Origin of the sequence: Amphibacillus sp. Q70, assembly GCF_052055485.1 — a bacterium.
Lineage (GTDB): Bacteria > Bacillota > Bacilli > Bacillales > Amphibacillaceae > Amphibacillus.
Genome location: NZ_CP197171.1, coordinates 886,531 through 903,689, shown reverse-complemented (window position 1 = coordinate 903,689; position 17,159 = coordinate 886,531). Strand labels below are relative to the sequence as shown.

Below are 17,159 nucleotides of genomic sequence, written 5' to 3'. Positions count from 1 at the left end.
AAAGGAGGTAATGGATAGTGGCACAAGTACAATACTACGGAACCGGACGCCGTAAAAAATCAACTGCTCGTGTACGTTTAGTCCCAGGAACTGGACGTATTACTGTAAATAATCGTGATGCGGAAGAGTACTTCCCATATGAAACACTTCGTACAATTATTAAACAGCCTTTAGCAACAACAGAAACAGAAGGTAGCTATGATGTTTTAGTTAATGTACACGGTGGAGGCTTCACAGGACAGGCTGGAGCCATTCGTCATGGTGTAGCTCGTGCATTATTAGAAGTAGATCCAGAATACCGTGGATCACTTAAAAGCGCTGGCTTCTTAACTCGTGATGCAAGAATGAAAGAACGTAAAAAACCAGGTCTTAAAGGCGCGCGTAGAGCTCCTCAGTTCTCAAAACGTTAATAAATCAACACTTGCAAATCCCTCAACCACCTATGGTTGGGGGATTTTACTGTATATGCGGGGCTCTAAAAACAGGGGAAAATTCACACGTAGCATACACGTAACATACAAGTAGCAAACAAATAATTTATAGAAAAAGTGTAGCTTTGAAATAAAGATTGATAATTTATAATAAAGTTGGATTATTTAAATCAAAGTTCGATATTTATAAAGAAGTTTGATACTATTGTATTGATTAGCTGAATTGTGACAATGCAACAATCGGGCCAGATTGTTTAATATAGTGTTAGAATTGTGTCGATTGAAAAGAAGAAAATAAATAAGGGGAAAACTAATGACAAAGAAAAAATATTATGATGAATATGGAAATCAAATTAGGTCTAGACCATCGAAGCCATTTTATAAGAAATGGTTGGTTTGGGTGATAGTAATTTTTGGCGTACTATTTTGCGTTATAGGAATCTATACTCTTGGTAGTAAAGAAGTAGCAGATTACCCAATAGAAAAAGGAGAAGAAACAGTAATTGAGAATCCAGAACTTGCGGATTCAAATGAAGAAAATGCAGAAGAGCAAGCATATACATATGAAGATTTTAAAGGAATATATGTTATCTTTTCAGGAGAGCCTTATAAAACTTCTATAAAAGATATGTCAGATATAATAGTGGTAGAAGACGATTATTATCAAAGCTTTAATCGTTGGGATTTTGATATGACTTCTACTATTAAAGATAAAACAATAGAAGGAAATGTTTTAACACTTGATTTAGATAGTGATGAAAATGAGATGTGGGGACTTCATAGTGAAAGTGGAACTGAACAATTTGAATTACGGCATGACGGTGATAAAAAAATTCTTTATTCAGTTACAAATGATGATTCTTTTTATTCAATGTCTAATCAAGATCTACAAACTCACTATACCCAATCAGAAATAGATTATGCCCGAATCATTATGACAATATATGGAGAGCCAACTTTAGATCAATGGGCTATGTGGGAAGATGAGTGGGGTGTTCCTGTTGTTGACGTAACTTATAATTCCGCTGGTGATCCTACAGAAGTTTCTGATGAAGTTCCTTATCCTAATGACGTAACTCATTTAAGTTTAACCAATCAAGGGATGGCAGCCGGAACCATAACGTACTCGTCTCACGGTGATGGAACTATCGTAAGATATCCTATACCATTACATTATCATCAAGAAGATCAATCAGAAGAGGGGTATCGACAACTTGCTCAGGAATCTTTAGATGATGCTGAAGCGATCTACATAGAACCATTCGAACCCTACACTGTAGCAGACTTTATTGGACGTGTGGAGTTTCTATATGAATAAAATGTGGAATCGGAAATGGATCATCGGAAGAATATTTAGTTCTACTTAATAAGGTGCTATTGACAAACAAGTGTGTTCAAGAGTAGGGCGCAGTTCTTGAATAGGTGCTGCGCTTCAATCGAGCCATTATGTTGAAGATTGGTATGATGGTATGTATACTATATGTAGTCTCGAAATCATTATTAATTTTTACAGAGGTGTTGTCTTCATATGATTTCAATGAATGAATTATACGAAATTGCGCGAAATACTTTGCATCCAAGAAAAATTTCTAGAAATGGTGAAGCTGGTCATGTTGCATCAGCTTTATTAACAGATAAAGGAAACGTCTTTACAGGCGTCTCCATTACTGTTCCTACATCTATTGGATTCTGTGCTGAACATGGTGCTGTTTCATCTATGATTACCGCAGGTGAAAGTAAAATAACAAAAATTGTTGCAGTTTATGAAAATGGGGTGATTTTGCCTCCATGTGGTCGTTGTCGAGAGTTACTGAGTCAAATTGACGATAGTAATTTGGAGTGCCAAGTGTTATTGCCTAACGATAAAATAACTACTTTAGAAGAACTTTTACCTGAAAGGTGGGATTACATATGGAACTAAAAAAGCTGACTGACAGAATATTTTATTTACCTCATAACCCTGATTATGATCGTCCTTTATTAGGATATGTCAAAGGCAATAATTATAGCTTAATGATTGATGCCGGGACGTCACCAAAACATGTCCAAGCGTTTAATACAGGTCTTTTAAAACATAACTTGGACCAGCCCAATTTCGTAGTAATAACCCATTGGCATTGGGATCATACATTTGGTATGAGTGCTGCCAAGGGATTTAAAATTGCCCATAAAAAAACAAATGAAAAATTAAAAGAATTGCAGAGGTATGAATGGTCAGAGGAAGCAATGAAGGCGAGAATCGAACAAGGAATAGATACTGATTTTAAACAAGAAGAATTTAGGAATGAGTACGAGAATTTAAGTGAGATCATGATTACTACTGCCGATTTAGTTGTAAATCAAGATCTGTATTTGGATTTGGGAGAAATAACAGCAGAAATATTTCACGTGGAAGCTCCGCATTCAGATGATTCTCTATTAATTTATATTCCCGAAGAAAAAATACTATTTATCGGTGATGCAACAAGCGAAGACTTTTTCAATAATTATTACCTCGACTTGCAAAAACTAAAAAGTTTAATCAAAACATTGGAATCGATTGATTTTACTTACTGTTTATTAGGTCATACCGACCCTGTACGTAAATTGGACATTTTAGAATACCTGAGATCTCTTATTTAACGGTATCCGTTTGAAATTATTCCTTTAACGGGCGCTTATCTAGAATTAGGATAGGCGTCTCAGTTGTGTTTTTGCGATTGATCTAGGGATGTATTTTTAATTCGATTGTTGAATAAAGGATGTTTAAGCAGACCATACTGAAATCAAATTAATTGATTCATAGTATGGGAGCGTGAAAACATGTTATTGTCTGAAGCATGGGAAAAATACCACTCTGATAAAAGAATTGAAGGCTATTCTTCTCTTACTTTGAAGGTGTATGGCTTTCAATGTAATCTTTTAAAGCGTTACTTCGGTGATATCGGAATAGGCGATATAACCACAGAAAATCTGAAACAATACCTGGTCGAAGCTGGAGAACATTTAAAACCATCTAGTTTAGGTCATCGTGTACGATTCATTAAATCGTTGTTTAAATGGATCCATGAGGAAGGTTATATCTTAAAAAATCCAGCTGCTAAATTAAAAGAACCAAAGTTAGGCAAGCGAATTCCAAAGTTTCTTTCCGCGCATGAGATTGAACACCTTCGAGAAGGATGTTATACATCGATGGAAAATGCTTTGTTTGAATTCTTTTATTCGACTGGCTGTCGGATTGGAGAAGTTGCGAAATTAAATCGTGATGATATTCATTTTATTGGAAACTCGGTGATCGTGCATGGCAAAGGCGATAAGGAAAGAGAAGTTTATTTTAATATACGTTGTGCGATTTGGCTAAAAAGGTATTTAGATGAACGTGATGATAACCAACCCTGTTTATTTGTCACTGAGCGTAAACCTATAAGACGTATGAGTGTAGATACCTTGAGACACATTGTTAAACGTATTTCTAATCGTGCTGGAATCAATAAAACGATTCATCCACATCAATTGCGTCACAGTTTTGCCACACACATGGTAAACAATGGTGCTCCTCTTGAAGTAATTCAAAGCCTTCTTGGTCATGAAAAGAGTGAAACAACAAGAATTTACGCTCATCTCAGTGGAAAATTAAGACATGATTTTTATAGCAAGTATTTTTAAAGGTGATACTTTTTTACTTGCAATGTACTCCGAATATTACCTTTTGTGTTAAAATTAATTAAACAATTAGTATGGGACACATGCAAGTGGGCTATAAATAATCACTATTCATAAAAGGGCCAATTAATTGAATAAGAATACAGCTAAGAATCTATTGGGATACTCCGAGATACGTGTGAAATTAGGATATAGATAGTCCAACCATGTTGATCATATTAACTTTTGATCAACATGGATATCACTTTCCATCCTTATAAAATGCTACAAGGCTTTCAGCCATTTTAAGAATCTTATCGTGTAATTCTTTTGGTTCAATCACCTTTATTTGATCAGCAAATCCCAATATATGGCTCTTTGCCTCGTCTTCGGTATCAAAAGAAAGCTTAACTGATATCCAATCACCTTGAGTTTTATTTTCAACCTCAACAATTTGAACAAATTGACCCGAGTATTTTAGCCGCGTCAAGATAGAAGGCATAACCTTTACCCGCACTTCGTATTTAGGTAAATTCTCAATAAAAGCCTTTGTTGATGATTCCCAATACTGAGCAAGATTGAAGTCTTTAGGTCTTTCAAATGTTTCTTCCATAGGTATTGCTGATAAAATTCGTGATGCCCGGTAATTTCGTTTTTCATCGTTCTCTTTGGAAGCAATGAAGTACCAACGACTTCCCTTGGCTACAAGTCCAAGTGGTCTTACAACACGTGCATTCGTTTTTCCATCTGCCCGCTGATATTCAATTTTTAATTTATTTTCTTTCCATATGGCGTCTTTAAGGACTTCAAACGACATTATCTTTTCTTTCTGTTTACGCCATGTACTCATGTCTACATGAATACGATTCCAGACGTCTTTAGCGTTTTTACGGTAATTTGCAGGGAGCGAAGCAATCAGTTTATTCCTTGCTTCCTCGGATGTATGGGTCATGCCCAGATCATCAAGCAATTGCGTAGAAGGAGAAACGAATAGTGTACGAATTTCAGATTCTTTTAGTCCTGTTAAATTTGTACGATAGCTCTCAAGTATTGACCAGCCTCCGTGTCTCCCGCGCTCTGCAAAAACCGGAATGCCGGTTCTGCTCAAGGCTTCCATATCCCGATGGATTGTACGCTCTGTCACATCCAGCTCCTTCGCCAATGCCTTCGTTGTTAATTTTCCATTATTTTGTAGCAACAATATTATGGTAATAAGTCTGTCTGCCCGCATTGATAACCACCTAACTAAATATATTAAAAATTTTTTATATGACATAAGGTGTCAACATTATAGATTATACTATAGATATTACAAAAAGTATCAATTGAAAGATACTTTAATAATGTAAAGTGAGGAGAATGTAAATGAAGTCTTTAAAAGGTCAAATCGCTTTAGTGGCTGGTGGAACAAGAGGTGCAGGACGTGGTATTGCAATGGAGTTAGGGGCTGCAGGAGCTACTGTCTATATCACTGGTCGTACTACACGAAATGAGCTTTCTGAATACGGGAGGCCTGAAACGATTGAAGAAACAGCAGAATTAGTGAATGATTTAGGTGGAGTCGGAATTGCTGTTCAAGTTGACCATCTGGTACCTGAACAAGTGCAGACCTTGATTGAAAGAATTGAGAAAGAATACGGGAAATTAGATATACTTGTAAATGATATTTGGGGCGGTGAATATCTCGTTGACTGGAATAATGCGAGTGTATGGGAGCATTCGCTCGAAAAAGGTTTAAGAATGCTTCGTTTAGCTATCGATACTCATTTGGTTACGAGCCACTATGCATTGCCGTTGCTCATCAAAAACGAAGGGGGACTTGTCATTGAAATGACCGATGGTACGAAAGAGTATAATAGTAAGAACTATCGATCACCAATGTTTTATGATCTAGCGAAAAGCTCAGTCATCCGTATAGCGGAAGGGCTCGCTCGCGAATTAGAACAGCATTATTGCACAGCGGTCTCCTTAACCCCAGGCTGGATGCGATCCGAAATCATGCTCGATCATTATGGTGTCAAGGAAGAAAACTGGCGTGACGCTACTAAGAAGGAACCTCATTTCGTTATCTCAGAAACGCCACGTTATGTGGGACGTGCTGTGGCAGCTCTTGCTGGAGACCCAAAAGTATCACGTTGGAACGGCCAATCTCTGTCAAGCGCAAAGCTTGCACAGGTTTATGGGTTCACTGATCTTGATGGTTCTAAGCCTGATTGTTGGAGGTATTTAGTTGAAGTTCAGGAGGCTGATAAACCTGCCAATGCAGAAGGTTATAGATAAATGATGTACCAAAAAGGTATTTACTGATAAATATTTTCAATTCATGATTTTCATATTGGTCATCTTATATGCATCCCTTACCCTGGGCAGTTCTTTTTTAATAAGCAAGACAAGGGTGCAAATTGTTTAATGAGCAGTTAATCGATGTTAAACAAACGGGTGCAGTTCTTGAACAGGAGCTGCGCTTCAATCGGGCCATTTAATGGAATAACTTATTGTACTGGATTTTTGAAGCAATTGTTTTTTTATTTTGAGTAAACAAAAGACCATCCATATTTAGAATCGCAATTAAAATGTCCTTTACAAAGGGTACACTATATAGTGGCAACCGGTCTCTTAATACATAGTTGAGCAAAAACCTTATTATCATTCAACAGTAATTAAATGAAATTTGGTATTTTGACTAGGATTTAAAAATAAAAGTGAAAACTGAGGTGTGTAAATTGATAAGAGAATTAAATAAGGATGAGGAATTGCCATTAGAGTTATTATTGTTGGCAGATCCATCGGAAAAGCTTGTCAGAGAATATATTTCAAGAGGTAAGTGCTTTATTATGAATCTTGATGGAAGAATTATAGGAACTTATGTCCTTATTCTAACTCGACCAGAAACAGTAGAAATTGTAAATGTGGCAGTGAATGAAGAATATCATGGTAATGGTTATGGAAAGCAACTTGTCCTCCATGCAGTTGAAACAGCAAAACGTGATGGATATAAGACCATTGAAATTGGAACTGGCAATTCAGGAGTTGTTCAATTGGCACTATATCAAAAATGCGGTTTTAGAATGACTTCAATTGATCGTGATTTTTTTGTTAGGCATTATGATGAACCAATATATGAAAATGGCATCCAAGTTATCGATATGGTCCGACTTTCTCAAGATTTATAAGGGTTGTCATTTTAAATAGTCTTCAATTATCAGAGTGCTTTTATTGAATAAAATTAAAGAACTTTAATTTGAACTAGCCGCATTTTTCAACGGAGAAATGTGGCTTCTCATCTGAAAAAAGTCAACAACTTTATTGTTACTTAACAATATGTGAATTCTAATATAAAAATGTCATAGATCAGTAGCAATAAAGATATTTCTTTTACAATAATGTTGTTCCACAATGGGCTCAGAGATTGTGAAACAACTATTTTTATTAGTAGTAGACTTTATACTGCGCAACAGCTTATTTTTATACTTGTGAAGAACTGATCGATTTTATTTACTGTTTATTAGGTCATACCGAGTCTTTACGTAAAGTAGAAATTTTAGAATACCTGAGATCTCTTATTGGAATTGATTTGTTAACGGGCACGATTGTTGAATATCATAGATAAAAAACGATCAATTTTTTATAAAAACTTCACACTCATTCAAGACAAGAATCCGTTTTGATAAAACTTTATTCCAAAGCTACACTTGTACACTTAAACTTCAAAGGATTAAAATTTTAGTGGGCGTAAAAACGTGAATTGTCTTTTACCGTGTTTAAGACGCTTAACTTGCTTAAAGCACTCATGCTTTATTCTTTGTTTCTTATTAGAGACAATAGCGACAACGGAATTATTTAAATCAAGAATCTGATAAATATTATTAAGCATCTGTTCAGTAGGGTTATTCTTCATTATTCCTTCCCAATGGGCCATGTTTCCATAGGGTAAATCGGTAATAACGATATTAATCTCTCTCGATAATGGAGGCTTAGTACTTGTGATATCCCACTTTAAACATTGAATATCCTTTAGAGATTTATTAGAATCGATTAACATAGATGCTAATCGATTTACACTACGCAGCGCTTCCAATTGGGGTTGTTTTCCATATTTATTATAATTGCATTCAATACTCTTTTTTCTTTGAAGTAACCCCTCCATTGTAAGAAGGTTTAAATTTCTCTTAGCATAATCAAGAGCCCTAGCATCAATATCTGTGCCGTATACTTTATTTAAATTTGCGCTGTAAAGAAATCCAATCACAGTTAGCAAATGACCGCCACCACAACATGGATCATAAATAGAGATACCATCCGATGAGTCTGTGAAAGATAAACATCTTGCCATAATTTCGCTTGCTATCCTCACAGGAAATGCAGGTGTTCTAGGGGCATTAATTAATACTCTATCACTGGAAAAATCACCATAATCTTTTTTAATTGTTTCAAATTCAAATTTCATGCATAATTACCCCTTTAAATAGTTCTAACAAAGTGTTTTAAATTGGGTTGGGGAGTATCATCTGTGTGTTAGTAAGATTTGTTTTTTATAACTGGGATCCAGAGCTCGTATTTATGACGCTCTTTCATTTCGCGAAAAAATTCTATATTATTGGCCAATTCGTATCCATGTACAGGAAACCAATATATAAATAAATCATACCATGTTTTGTTAATGATACGGGGAGAAAGAGAACCTATTTCAAAGACTGCCCATGTTTGCTCAGGGATTTTCAGTTTCACAAGAGATGGAGGGCATATTGCCGTTGTTTCAATTCCGATATAAGAATCCACTGATTGTTCCGTTTTGTTGACAGCTACATGTAACAGGTTGTCTACTCTTGTATTTAATAGTTGTTCTAAAGATTGCCGAAATTGTTCCTTAGTAAAATGATTGTCGTTTGGGATAAAGACTCCCCTTTCATTGGTATGTGTATTTTCCAAAAACCCAACGACCTTGAAGGGGGTTTTTTTTACAAATCTATATTCCAATTAATATCCACCCTTTCAAACGTACCTTTTATTAAAATTATTTTTTAAAGACATAAATTGTTGGATGTAACCCTTTAAGACTTAAGTTATAATTATCTATCAAGGAAAAACCCAAAATTTCTGCTATCTGTAAAATCTCACTCCATCCCTCTGAAAGAATCACGACTGTCCCTTGATGTGTAAGCACTCTATATATTTCAGTTAATATCGCTTGATTTATCTCCTTTGTTTCAGATCCGAATGAAATTTGTCTTCCAAATGGAAGATTTGTTACGATTTTTGAAATAGACGTATCCGCAATTTTTAGTTCCCTGGCATCCCATTGATTTACTTCTGCAAAAGAGTTCTTGAGATTTTCTTGAGCCGCAGCCAGAGCTTTGTTATCTATATCTCCACCTCCAACATAGGTGAAAGGGTACGATAATCGCTCGGATAAGATGGTGCCTGACCCACAACAAGGGTCAATAAAAACATCTGTTTCCTTAGGTTTTGAAAGCCGTACCATTGCATGAGCAACTGTTGGCAAAAGAGAAGCAGCAGTAAAACTTCTTTGATGCTGTCTAAAACGATAGGTTGCATCTGTTAACCTTAATGAAAAAAGCGCCTGATGACCTTCAATATCCAAACGGAATTCGACGTCATGCCGATTTGCAGTGCCTATCTTTCTATGTGGATACCTTTTTTTAATCCCTTCTATTGCTTTTTGTGCTGCTTCAAATCGGCTATACGTATGCTGTCCTTTACGACTTACATTTACATAAAAACTTCCTTTTCCTAGAAATTTTTTAAGATTGAGCCAATATATTTGATTGTACAATTGTTGTAAGTCTGGACGATGGATTCCAACATCAAATCGGGTAATCACTTGATATAGATTGTCCGCTAATTTTAAAGTTTTTAATTGATCTAAATTTAAATTTGTTTTTATGAACACTTTACCTCTTGCTATTTTAATTACCTGTGCCTCTATCAGTTTGTCATTAATTTCTTCCACTAAAAGTTGTTCTAGACCTGTTAATACAGTAGCAAAATAAGTTCTCATATTGTATATTAGGATTCTGATATTTTTTAAAATGTTTGTGTTTAGAATCCATATAAACCCTCCTTTCTGAGAACAGAATAACAAATTGAAAATAAATAAACCCGACAATTTATTAACAATTTCTATCGGGTTAACAGAAAAGAAAGAAGTGATATTTAAAATAAGCCTTTTATAGAACACGAAATGTCGCGTGACTTTACCCATAGAAGGTATAATTTTAGATAGAAGGGGAGTGATGAATTGGCTTTGTTAAAGGATTTAAATAAAGCGCTGACTTATATTGAAGAAAATCTTGAAAATGAAATAAATATGACGGAAGTAGCAAACATCGCACGTAGTTCGGAATACCATTTTAAAAAGATGTTTTCTTATTTATCTGGGGTAACTTTATTAGAATATATTCGGAGAAGGCGTTTAACCCTAGCAGGCCTTGAATTAGGAAATCGTAATACGAAAGTAATTGATGTTGCAATGAAATACGGTTACCATTCACCTGATTCATTTGCAAAAGCATTTTACCAACTACATGGTATAAATCCTTCTAAAGTAAAAAGTGGGGAGTCTTTAAAAGCATTTCCACGTATAACGTTTCAACTGGACATCAAAGGAGGAGATGCTTTGAGTTATCGAATTGAAAAAAGAAAGGCATTTAACATCATTGGTGTTAAAAAAAGAGTTCCTATTATTTTCAACGGAGTGAATCCAGAAATTGCCTCTATGTGGGGAAGTTTAGATAGTGAAGCGATAAATAAACTTAAAAAACTTTCTAATGTTGAACCTGTGGGACTGCTTAGTGCATCTGTAAACTTTTCAGAAGGTAGAATGGAGGGAGAAGGAGAACTTGATCATTATATTGGTGTTGCAACAACAAATGAATGTCCTAATAACTTTACCCAACTTGATGTTCCTGCTCTAACATGGGCTGTTTTTGAATCAGTGGGACCATTTCCTGAAACATTACAGGATATCTGGGGACGTATTTATTCCGAGTGGTTCCCTTCTTCAAATTACGAGCAAGTAAAAGGTCCTGAAATTCTATGGAACGAAAATAAGGACACAAGCTCGTCAAAATTTAAGAGTGAAATATGGATACCGATCATAGAAAAATATTAATAGGATATTCGACAATCGGGCCAAGATTGTAGAAGATCAAAACACAAAATTTTTTGTGCAAAACATGTTTACAAACATATAAAAATGTGGTACATAAAAAATAGAAGTTAGCACTCATATTTACCGAGTGCTAACAACAACATCATAAAGAGGTGGTTAATGATGGCTAGATTGATTCCTTTCAACAAAAGGGTTCGAGGTCTTAGTAGAGACGGGCCGGGGAATTTTATCAACATGGTTGGCGACTTCTTTCATGACCCGTGGTTTACGAACAGAAACCCAATGATTTAAAACAAAAATCATCACTTATTAACTGAATGAGTACAACAATTAAAATTTTATAAAGGGAGTGATTAATAATGGCTGGATTGATTCCTTTCAACCGAAAAAATCGTAATGTGGTTAGTGCAAGCCCAAGGAATCCTTTCAACATGATTGATGACTTCTTTGATGAAGCCTTTAGTGATTTTCCGTCCCTTAGAAGAAACTTGACTACAGACCCATTCAAGGTTGATGTAAGGGAAACCGACAACGAATACCTGGTTGAGGCTGAACTTCCAGGGGTAAAAAAAGAAGACATTAATGTCAATTTAAGCGACGACGGTAGGCTTTCTATTGCTGTAAATCGAAACGAGGATGTTGAGAGCAAAGACGAAGATGGTAACTATATTCACAGGGAACGTCGTTCTGAGGCTATGCAACGTTCTCTCTATTTGGAAAACGCCAAACCAGATGGCGTCAGTGCAAGGTTGGAAGATGGTTTGCTCAAAATTAATGTGACCAAAGAAGAACAGGTAAATAACGATAGCACGCATAGGATAGAAATCGAATAGGTCACAAAACGCTGTTACCCCTCGAACCCTACATTACTTAATGTAGGGGGTCCCTTAATAAATGGGGGTGATATAACATGATTTTACAAGTGATACAAGAACAATACGAGGCTCTTATTAAGTCACATTTGCCTCCAAAACGTAAAAATCAAATGCTTGGTGTTTTGATGTCACGGCTAGAAGAATCATTTTATGTTAGTCCGTTTGAGGAACATCCGGACGAAAGGGTGATGGCCCTGTATAAAAAGATTAATCAAAGCAGAAAAAATATACAAAAACATGGAAATGACGTGGCAGAAAATTAAATTGACAAAGGCTGTCAAAGTAAGCCCCGTGGTCAAGCGGGGGCTTACTTGTTGATTCAATGAGCAAAAATACCAAAAAGGGTCATGAATATTTTGCAGGGTAAGGTAAGATATTTATAAAACCTTGGAGGAATATTTTATGAATACACAGCCTAATCCTGAATTGACCTCGGCAGAAATCGCAAGTCTTTGGAGTAATTATTTAAACGATTCAATGGCTGTACAGACTATTAGTTATACATTGAGCCAGGTCGAAGATGAAGACATACGCTCTGTATTGGAGTTTGCTTTAAGTTTATCCCAGCAACACGTCCAATTTATCGAAAACCTGTTTACCAATGAGCAAATTGCTGTACCCGATGGATTTTCAACCCAGGATGTGAATTTAAACGCACCAAGATTATACACCGATGATTTTTTTCTCTTGTATATCCAAAATTTAGGGAAATTAGGTATGACTACCTATACGATGGCTTTATCTAATGCCGCACGTTCTGATATTGTGCAATATTTTAAACAAAACTTAAGCACATCTGCAGACTTACTGGATCAAGCCACACAAGTAAAATTAACAAAAGGGATTTTTTCAAGAGCCCCCTATATTCCCAAACCTGAAAGAATCGAATACATTAACGACCAACATTATTTGAGTGGGGGATGGTTTAGTGACAAACGCCCGTTAAATGCCATTGAAATTACGAATTTATATTACAATATTGAAAGGAATAGGGTGGGTGCAGCGCTGATTATGGGATTTAGTCAGGTAGCCCAATCGCCAGAAGTTCGAAAGTATATGGTACGAGGACGGGATATATCAGAAAAACACGTGGATATTTTCAATAAAATTATGCACAATGACCATCTTTCAACACCGTCAGTATGGGATGCTCAACCAACGGATTCATCCGAATCTCCGTTTTCGGACAAACTTATGATGTTCCATATTACAACAATGAACACAGCCGGGATTGGTCAATATGGGGCGGCAATTGGAACCAGTCAAAGGACTGACTTGATTGCAACGTACACACGTCTTACAGCTGAAATTGCGAAATACGCCGAAGATGGTGCTAATCTTATGATTAAAAATCGATGGTTGGAAAAACCACCCCAAGCACCGGATCGAAATCAAATTGCAAGAGATAAGGGTTAGGTCTTATGAATGGATAAATTGCTGTGGAGCATCGCATTACCTGGTTTTGGCCAATTATTAAATAAAAAATACATCAAAGGGATTGTACTAATTTTCTTAGAGTTTTTGGTCAACGTACAGTGAAACTTTAACGAGGTCATCCTTTTAAGTTTTCATGGGGAAATAGAAAAAGCGATTCAATATGCAGATTATCAGTGGCTCATGTTCTATCCTTGTTTATACTTTTTTGCCATGTGGGATGCCTTTAAAGATGCAGGTGGCGGAAAAAAGCCATATTCCTTTTTACCATTTGTATTTTCAGCCTATTTTGTGACTGTAGGAACGATCTATTCATCTAAACTAACTTTATCCAGCATATTGCTCGGTCCAATTTGGCTTCCAATATTAAGCGTCATTCCGGGTTTGGTTGTGGGATTCTTATTGCAGCACATCATGATGATAACAAAGCTGGCTAATCAGTTTTAGCTTTTGCATCAGGGGGGTCACAGGCTTGGGTATTACCAACTTTATTCCTTTAACGGGTGCCTTTCCGTATCAGCGCGCGTATTGTACATAAGGGGGTCCTACCGACATTTTGACATCTAACCCGCTCTAAGCCACTTTCTTCCATATGAATCCTTATTATAGGCTCGTTAAGGGGTAATTTTATAATTCTACGCAAAAATCTCACCTCATTAAACCCCTTTTAGAAGCTATGATTCTCCCACTTAGGGCAGTATTTTATCGTAGAATCCATCTACGCTATTTTTAGGTCATTTTTGTAAGAAAATGGATTAGAGTTGTTTTTTTGTCATTATGTTGGCAAGACCGCTATTTCTTCAACTGTTAACTTTTTTTATCAATATTGCGTATTTTTTGTATTCTGTAGACTGAATATTGCGGTATCCAAAATCCATGGAGCTGTACAATTAACCAATTTTTAGATTGCTTATTCAACAGGATGTTCCAGGATGCAGCTTGATAATTTAATTTACTTTAGCCTTTTACATCAAGTGTCGGGGGCTTATTTTTTATGTCCAAGATTGAGTATCTTATTTTAACCATCTTTGGTTTCGTTTCTTTCTTCATCTTGCTGACCCCGATAGTATTTGGAACGTTGGCTTTGTCGGTATCCATACATAATGTTTCGTACCATTTCTTCGTTTTCAAGGCCGACACCAATTGATCCCGCAAAAGTTGCTATGGAAGTGGCCAACCAGGCCAATTTTGTATAATTCCAGAAGCTAACAGATTCGTTTAAATCACCTAATGATTGAAATAAATCCGGCGGAACAAACAAAAGGACTGTCAGCAGGAATAATACAAAAAGCGTAATATAGTAACATAATACTGCTACTGTTAAAGTAGCTACTGTTGTTCGGTTATATAATTTTCTGACAGCTTTATCATTATTTATAGCTGGCTTTTCCCACAGATTATGCGAGATGATAATCCATACCACGATACTGAAGATTGCACCAACCATTAAGCCCAAAAAGCGAAAAAGTTCAAATGCTCCACTTAACTTCCATAAAGTAGGGAAAATAAGGCCATAAGCCCCTGTAGCAAAAGCCACTGCAACGACAGGCTTAAATGATGGAATAATGCCCCATGGGCGATTTGCATAGGTCATTCCCGCTAAAACACGCAGTTTAGCCTGAAAACGTGGGCGAATAACAAGATGCAGATCCATTTTTTTACCCATAGGGGTTGAATGTTCACGACGAATCAGTGAAAACAAAAATTGTCTGGATACAGCGCCTTTTTCACGATCAGACATGCCTTCTTTTGCGGTAGCAGCAGTTTTTTTCATACTATTATTCGATTGATGGCTGTGTAACTCTTTTACAACTTGTAGCAATACTTTCCTTATGCGTGCGGTTAAAGGAAAAGATCCAAATGCTGGAATCGATATTTGCCCGACTTGCCGATTATAATCACCATCTGCCACGACCAAATCCTTATCATCAAACAATGGGAGGTCTGTTAAACATATGGCAAAATCCCAGTTTTTTTGCTTTTTTATAGACTCAGTTTCCTCCATCAGTTCTTGCGTGTCTTCAGCTGAGCCAATAAGAGGGTCTGTTGTAACTTCAACAGACCATTTGACTTGATCTGAAACCTTTGCAGATAAGAATTCAGGTAATTTATTTTTGAAACCTTTAGCTAATTTTTCTGGCGTATCGGGACAAGGAATAAGCCCAACAGTTAATCGTAACAATTACCTCACCTCCAATAAATATAAGAATTGGTTCATTTCATTTTATTTACCCGATTTTTTTGAATAAACACATAGTGAAAATTTACAATTCATTAACTTGCTGGTCTGAAAAGTAAAAAGATATAAAAAATTATTTAATAAAAATGTAACTCCAATAATTATGTTTATAAATATATTAAAATGTGGTATATAAAAAATAGAACTTAGCACTCGGATGGTTCGAGTGCTAAGTCAGAGAAAATATCAGAAGAAAGGAGTTGATTTATTCTGATTAAATTTATTCCTTTTAGTATGATGGAAGACTTTTCAAACGGATTTTGGTTGAGGGGAAGGGTGCCCTTGGATAGGGCTTAGCAAGCATTTTAATTGAAAGTTTATCTCTTTTTGTAATATGAAATTCACCTCTGTTAGTATTGAAATGAAGTGCTAATGTCAATATTTATTTGAAAAGGAGCGAGTCATGATGTCAAGTTTAATACCTTTCAATAGAAAAAATCGAAATGTATCAAATGTGACACCAACAAACCCTTTTAACATGATTGACGACTTTTTTGATGATGCTTTTAAAGATTTTCCATTGGCCAGAAGAAACCTTGTTACAGATCCGTTCAAGGTAGATATTCAGGAAACAGATAATGAATATTTAGTAGATGCTGAACTTCCAGGGATAAAGAAAAATGATATTGATGTCACGTTAAATGATGAAGGTCGTTTAACTATCTCGGTGAACCGGGAAGAAAATGTTGATACGAAAGATGAAGATAACAACTATATTCATCAAGAGAGACGTTACGATTCAATGCAGCGTTCACTCTTTTTGGCAAATGCCAAGACCGATGATGTAAAGGCGAAGCTAGAAGATGGATTGCTGAGAATCACTGTGGGTAAAGATGAACAAGCAGTGAAGGATAATTCACGTAAAATTGAAATTGAATAAAGTTGTACAAGAAAAGCCTCCCGGTCAATTTCGCGGGGCTTTTCTTTGGTTGTTATTAGTTATAGACTATTTGCCTATTAACACACCAATTGAAAAAATTTTGATTTCGATTAACTGGGAGAATGTCATATTTGTGACCACATTGTTTGATTATTGCATGAATCATTTTGTAATCAATTCCGTCACTTCTATAGGAAGGATTAACTGAAACGTGTTGGATAATCACGTTTACGTCACTTTTAATTTTAAAACCAATTGCTCCTATAATATTATTTGACTGTTTCCAAAGATAAAGATGCCAATTAGGATTATTCTCATATTGGTCAATGATTTCTTGTAACGATTTGATATCTCTTTTATTCAACGTGAATGAAAGAAGACCCATCGCAATTTTTCTGTAGCATTTTTTATAACGAATTAACATACAGTTTGAACTCTCCCTAACAGGTGACGGATTTTTTCTATCAAGAACCATTGCAACCATCCCAATCACTCCTTTAAAGAAAGTTTTTGGCACTTAAAAGAGGTGTATGCTAATTATTTTTTA

General features: G+C 35.9%; 18 protein-coding genes and 1 pseudogene. 13 read left to right on the top strand and 6 right to left on the bottom strand.

All coding sequences use genetic code 11. The annotated features are described in order from the left end of the window. The first annotated feature begins 17 nt into the window (after nucleotides 1–17). The 5 genes from rpsI (at nucleotide 18) to ACS127_RS04105 (ending at nucleotide 4,076) form a co-directional block, all read left to right on the top strand. Nucleotides 18–410, top strand: coding sequence for a 30S ribosomal protein S9 (gene rpsI, locus ACS127_RS04125; protein ID WP_440897144.1), 393 nt, complete (start codon nucleotides 18–20; stop codon nucleotides 408–410). A 334-nt stretch (nucleotides 411–744) separates the two neighbouring features. Beyond that, complete coding sequence (locus ACS127_RS04120; RefSeq protein ID WP_440897143.1) at nucleotides 745–1,749, top strand: hypothetical protein; 1,005 nt, start codon at nucleotides 745–747, stop codon at nucleotides 1,747–1,749. 210 nt (nucleotides 1,750–1,959) lie between these two features. Then, nucleotides 1,960–2,352: a cytidine deaminase family protein gene (locus tag ACS127_RS04115; RefSeq protein WP_440897142.1), complete on the top strand. Its 393-nt coding sequence runs from the start codon at nucleotides 1,960–1,962 to the stop codon at nucleotides 2,350–2,352. Next, entirely contained in the window at nucleotides 2,343–3,053 is a 711-nt protein-coding gene (locus tag ACS127_RS04110; protein WP_440897141.1) for an MBL fold metallo-hydrolase, read from the top strand. The genes ACS127_RS04115 and ACS127_RS04110 overlap by 10 nt, the downstream gene beginning before the upstream one ends. 180 nt (nucleotides 3,054–3,233) lie before the next feature. After that, on the top strand, nucleotides 3,234–4,076 hold the full coding sequence (locus tag ACS127_RS04105) for a tyrosine-type recombinase/integrase (RefSeq protein WP_440897140.1): 843 nt from the start codon (nucleotides 3,234–3,236) through the stop codon (nucleotides 4,074–4,076). A 238-nt stretch (nucleotides 4,077–4,314) separates the two neighbouring features. Here the strand turns inward: ACS127_RS04105 and ACS127_RS04100 are convergent, their stop codons facing one another. After that, the gene (locus tag ACS127_RS04100; RefSeq protein WP_404457167.1) at nucleotides 4,315–5,283 is read right to left on the bottom strand and encodes a helix-turn-helix transcriptional regulator; all 969 of its coding nucleotides are present in this window, start codon (nucleotides 5,281–5,283) and stop codon (nucleotides 4,315–4,317) included. Between the two features lie 134 nt (nucleotides 5,284–5,417). On the opposite strand from ACS127_RS04100, the gene ACS127_RS04095 reads away from it, so the two are divergent. Both ACS127_RS04095 and ACS127_RS04090 read left to right on the top strand, forming a co-directional pair. Next, nucleotides 5,418–6,332, top strand: a complete 915-nt coding sequence (locus ACS127_RS04095) for an SDR family oxidoreductase (protein WP_440897139.1) — start codon at nucleotides 5,418–5,420, stop codon at nucleotides 6,330–6,332. A 443-nt stretch (nucleotides 6,333–6,775) separates the two neighbouring features. Continuing rightward, entirely contained in the window at nucleotides 6,776–7,225 is a 450-nt protein-coding gene (locus ACS127_RS04090; protein ID WP_404459450.1) for a GNAT family N-acetyltransferase, read from the top strand. Nucleotides 7,226–7,767: 542 nt separating this feature from the next. Here the strand turns inward: ACS127_RS04090 and ACS127_RS04085 are convergent. From ACS127_RS04085 to ACS127_RS04075, 3 genes are all read right to left on the bottom strand, one after another. Further along, a complete protein-coding gene (locus ACS127_RS04085) occupies nucleotides 7,768–8,499 on the bottom strand; it encodes an N-6 DNA methylase (protein ID WP_440897138.1) in 732 nt (243 codons plus the stop codon). Nucleotides 8,500–8,567: 68 nt separating this feature from the next. Next, a complete protein-coding gene (locus tag ACS127_RS04080) occupies nucleotides 8,568–9,029 on the bottom strand; it encodes a GyrI-like domain-containing protein (RefSeq protein ID WP_440897137.1) in 462 nt (153 codons plus the stop codon). 37 nt (nucleotides 9,030–9,066) lie between these two features. After that, entirely contained in the window at nucleotides 9,067–10,023 is a 957-nt protein-coding gene (locus ACS127_RS04075) for a TRM11 family SAM-dependent methyltransferase (RefSeq protein ID WP_440897136.1), read from the bottom strand. A gap of 288 nt (nucleotides 10,024–10,311) precedes the next feature. Between ACS127_RS04075 and ACS127_RS04070 the strand changes: the two genes are divergently transcribed. The 5 genes and pseudogenes from ACS127_RS04070 (at nucleotide 10,312) to ACS127_RS04050 (ending at nucleotide 13,940) form a co-directional block, all read left to right on the top strand. Then, the gene (locus ACS127_RS04070) at nucleotides 10,312–11,184 is read left to right on the top strand and encodes an AraC family transcriptional regulator (RefSeq protein ID WP_440897135.1); all 873 of its coding nucleotides are present in this window, start codon (nucleotides 10,312–10,314) and stop codon (nucleotides 11,182–11,184) included. A gap of 359 nt (nucleotides 11,185–11,543) precedes the next feature. Next, entirely contained in the window at nucleotides 11,544–12,017 is a 474-nt protein-coding gene (locus tag ACS127_RS04065) for an Hsp20/alpha crystallin family protein (protein WP_135111516.1), read from the top strand. A gap of 77 nt (nucleotides 12,018–12,094) precedes the next feature. Further along, nucleotides 12,095–12,322: a hypothetical protein gene (locus ACS127_RS04060; RefSeq protein ID WP_135111514.1), complete on the top strand. Its 228-nt coding sequence runs from the start codon at nucleotides 12,095–12,097 to the stop codon at nucleotides 12,320–12,322. 139 nt (nucleotides 12,323–12,461) lie between these two features. After that, a complete protein-coding gene (locus ACS127_RS04055) occupies nucleotides 12,462–13,475 on the top strand; it encodes a DUF3231 family protein (protein ID WP_135111512.1) in 1,014 nt (337 codons plus the stop codon). Nucleotides 13,476–13,484: 9 nt separating this feature from the next. Continuing rightward, nucleotides 13,485–13,940, top strand: a pseudogene (locus tag ACS127_RS04050) (hypothetical protein). A 571-nt stretch (nucleotides 13,941–14,511) separates the two neighbouring features. Here ACS127_RS04050 and ACS127_RS04045 read toward each other — a convergent pair. Next, nucleotides 14,512–15,675 carry a hypothetical protein gene (locus tag ACS127_RS04045; protein WP_440897134.1) on the bottom strand — a complete coding sequence of 388 codons (1,164 nt, stop codon included), beginning with the start codon at nucleotides 15,673–15,675 and terminating at the stop codon, nucleotides 14,512–14,514. Between the two features lie 463 nt (nucleotides 15,676–16,138). Here ACS127_RS04045 and ACS127_RS04040 point away from each other — a divergent pair, with 463 nt between their 5' ends. Next, complete coding sequence (locus tag ACS127_RS04040) at nucleotides 16,139–16,612, top strand: Hsp20/alpha crystallin family protein (RefSeq protein ID WP_010529233.1); 474 nt, start codon at nucleotides 16,139–16,141, stop codon at nucleotides 16,610–16,612. Between the two features lie 55 nt (nucleotides 16,613–16,667). Here the strand turns inward: ACS127_RS04040 and ACS127_RS04035 are convergent, their stop codons facing one another. Further along, the gene (locus tag ACS127_RS04035) at nucleotides 16,668–17,096 is read right to left on the bottom strand and encodes a GNAT family N-acetyltransferase (RefSeq protein ID WP_440897133.1); all 429 of its coding nucleotides are present in this window, start codon (nucleotides 17,094–17,096) and stop codon (nucleotides 16,668–16,670) included. Between the last annotated feature and the right edge of the window lie 63 nt (nucleotides 17,097–17,159).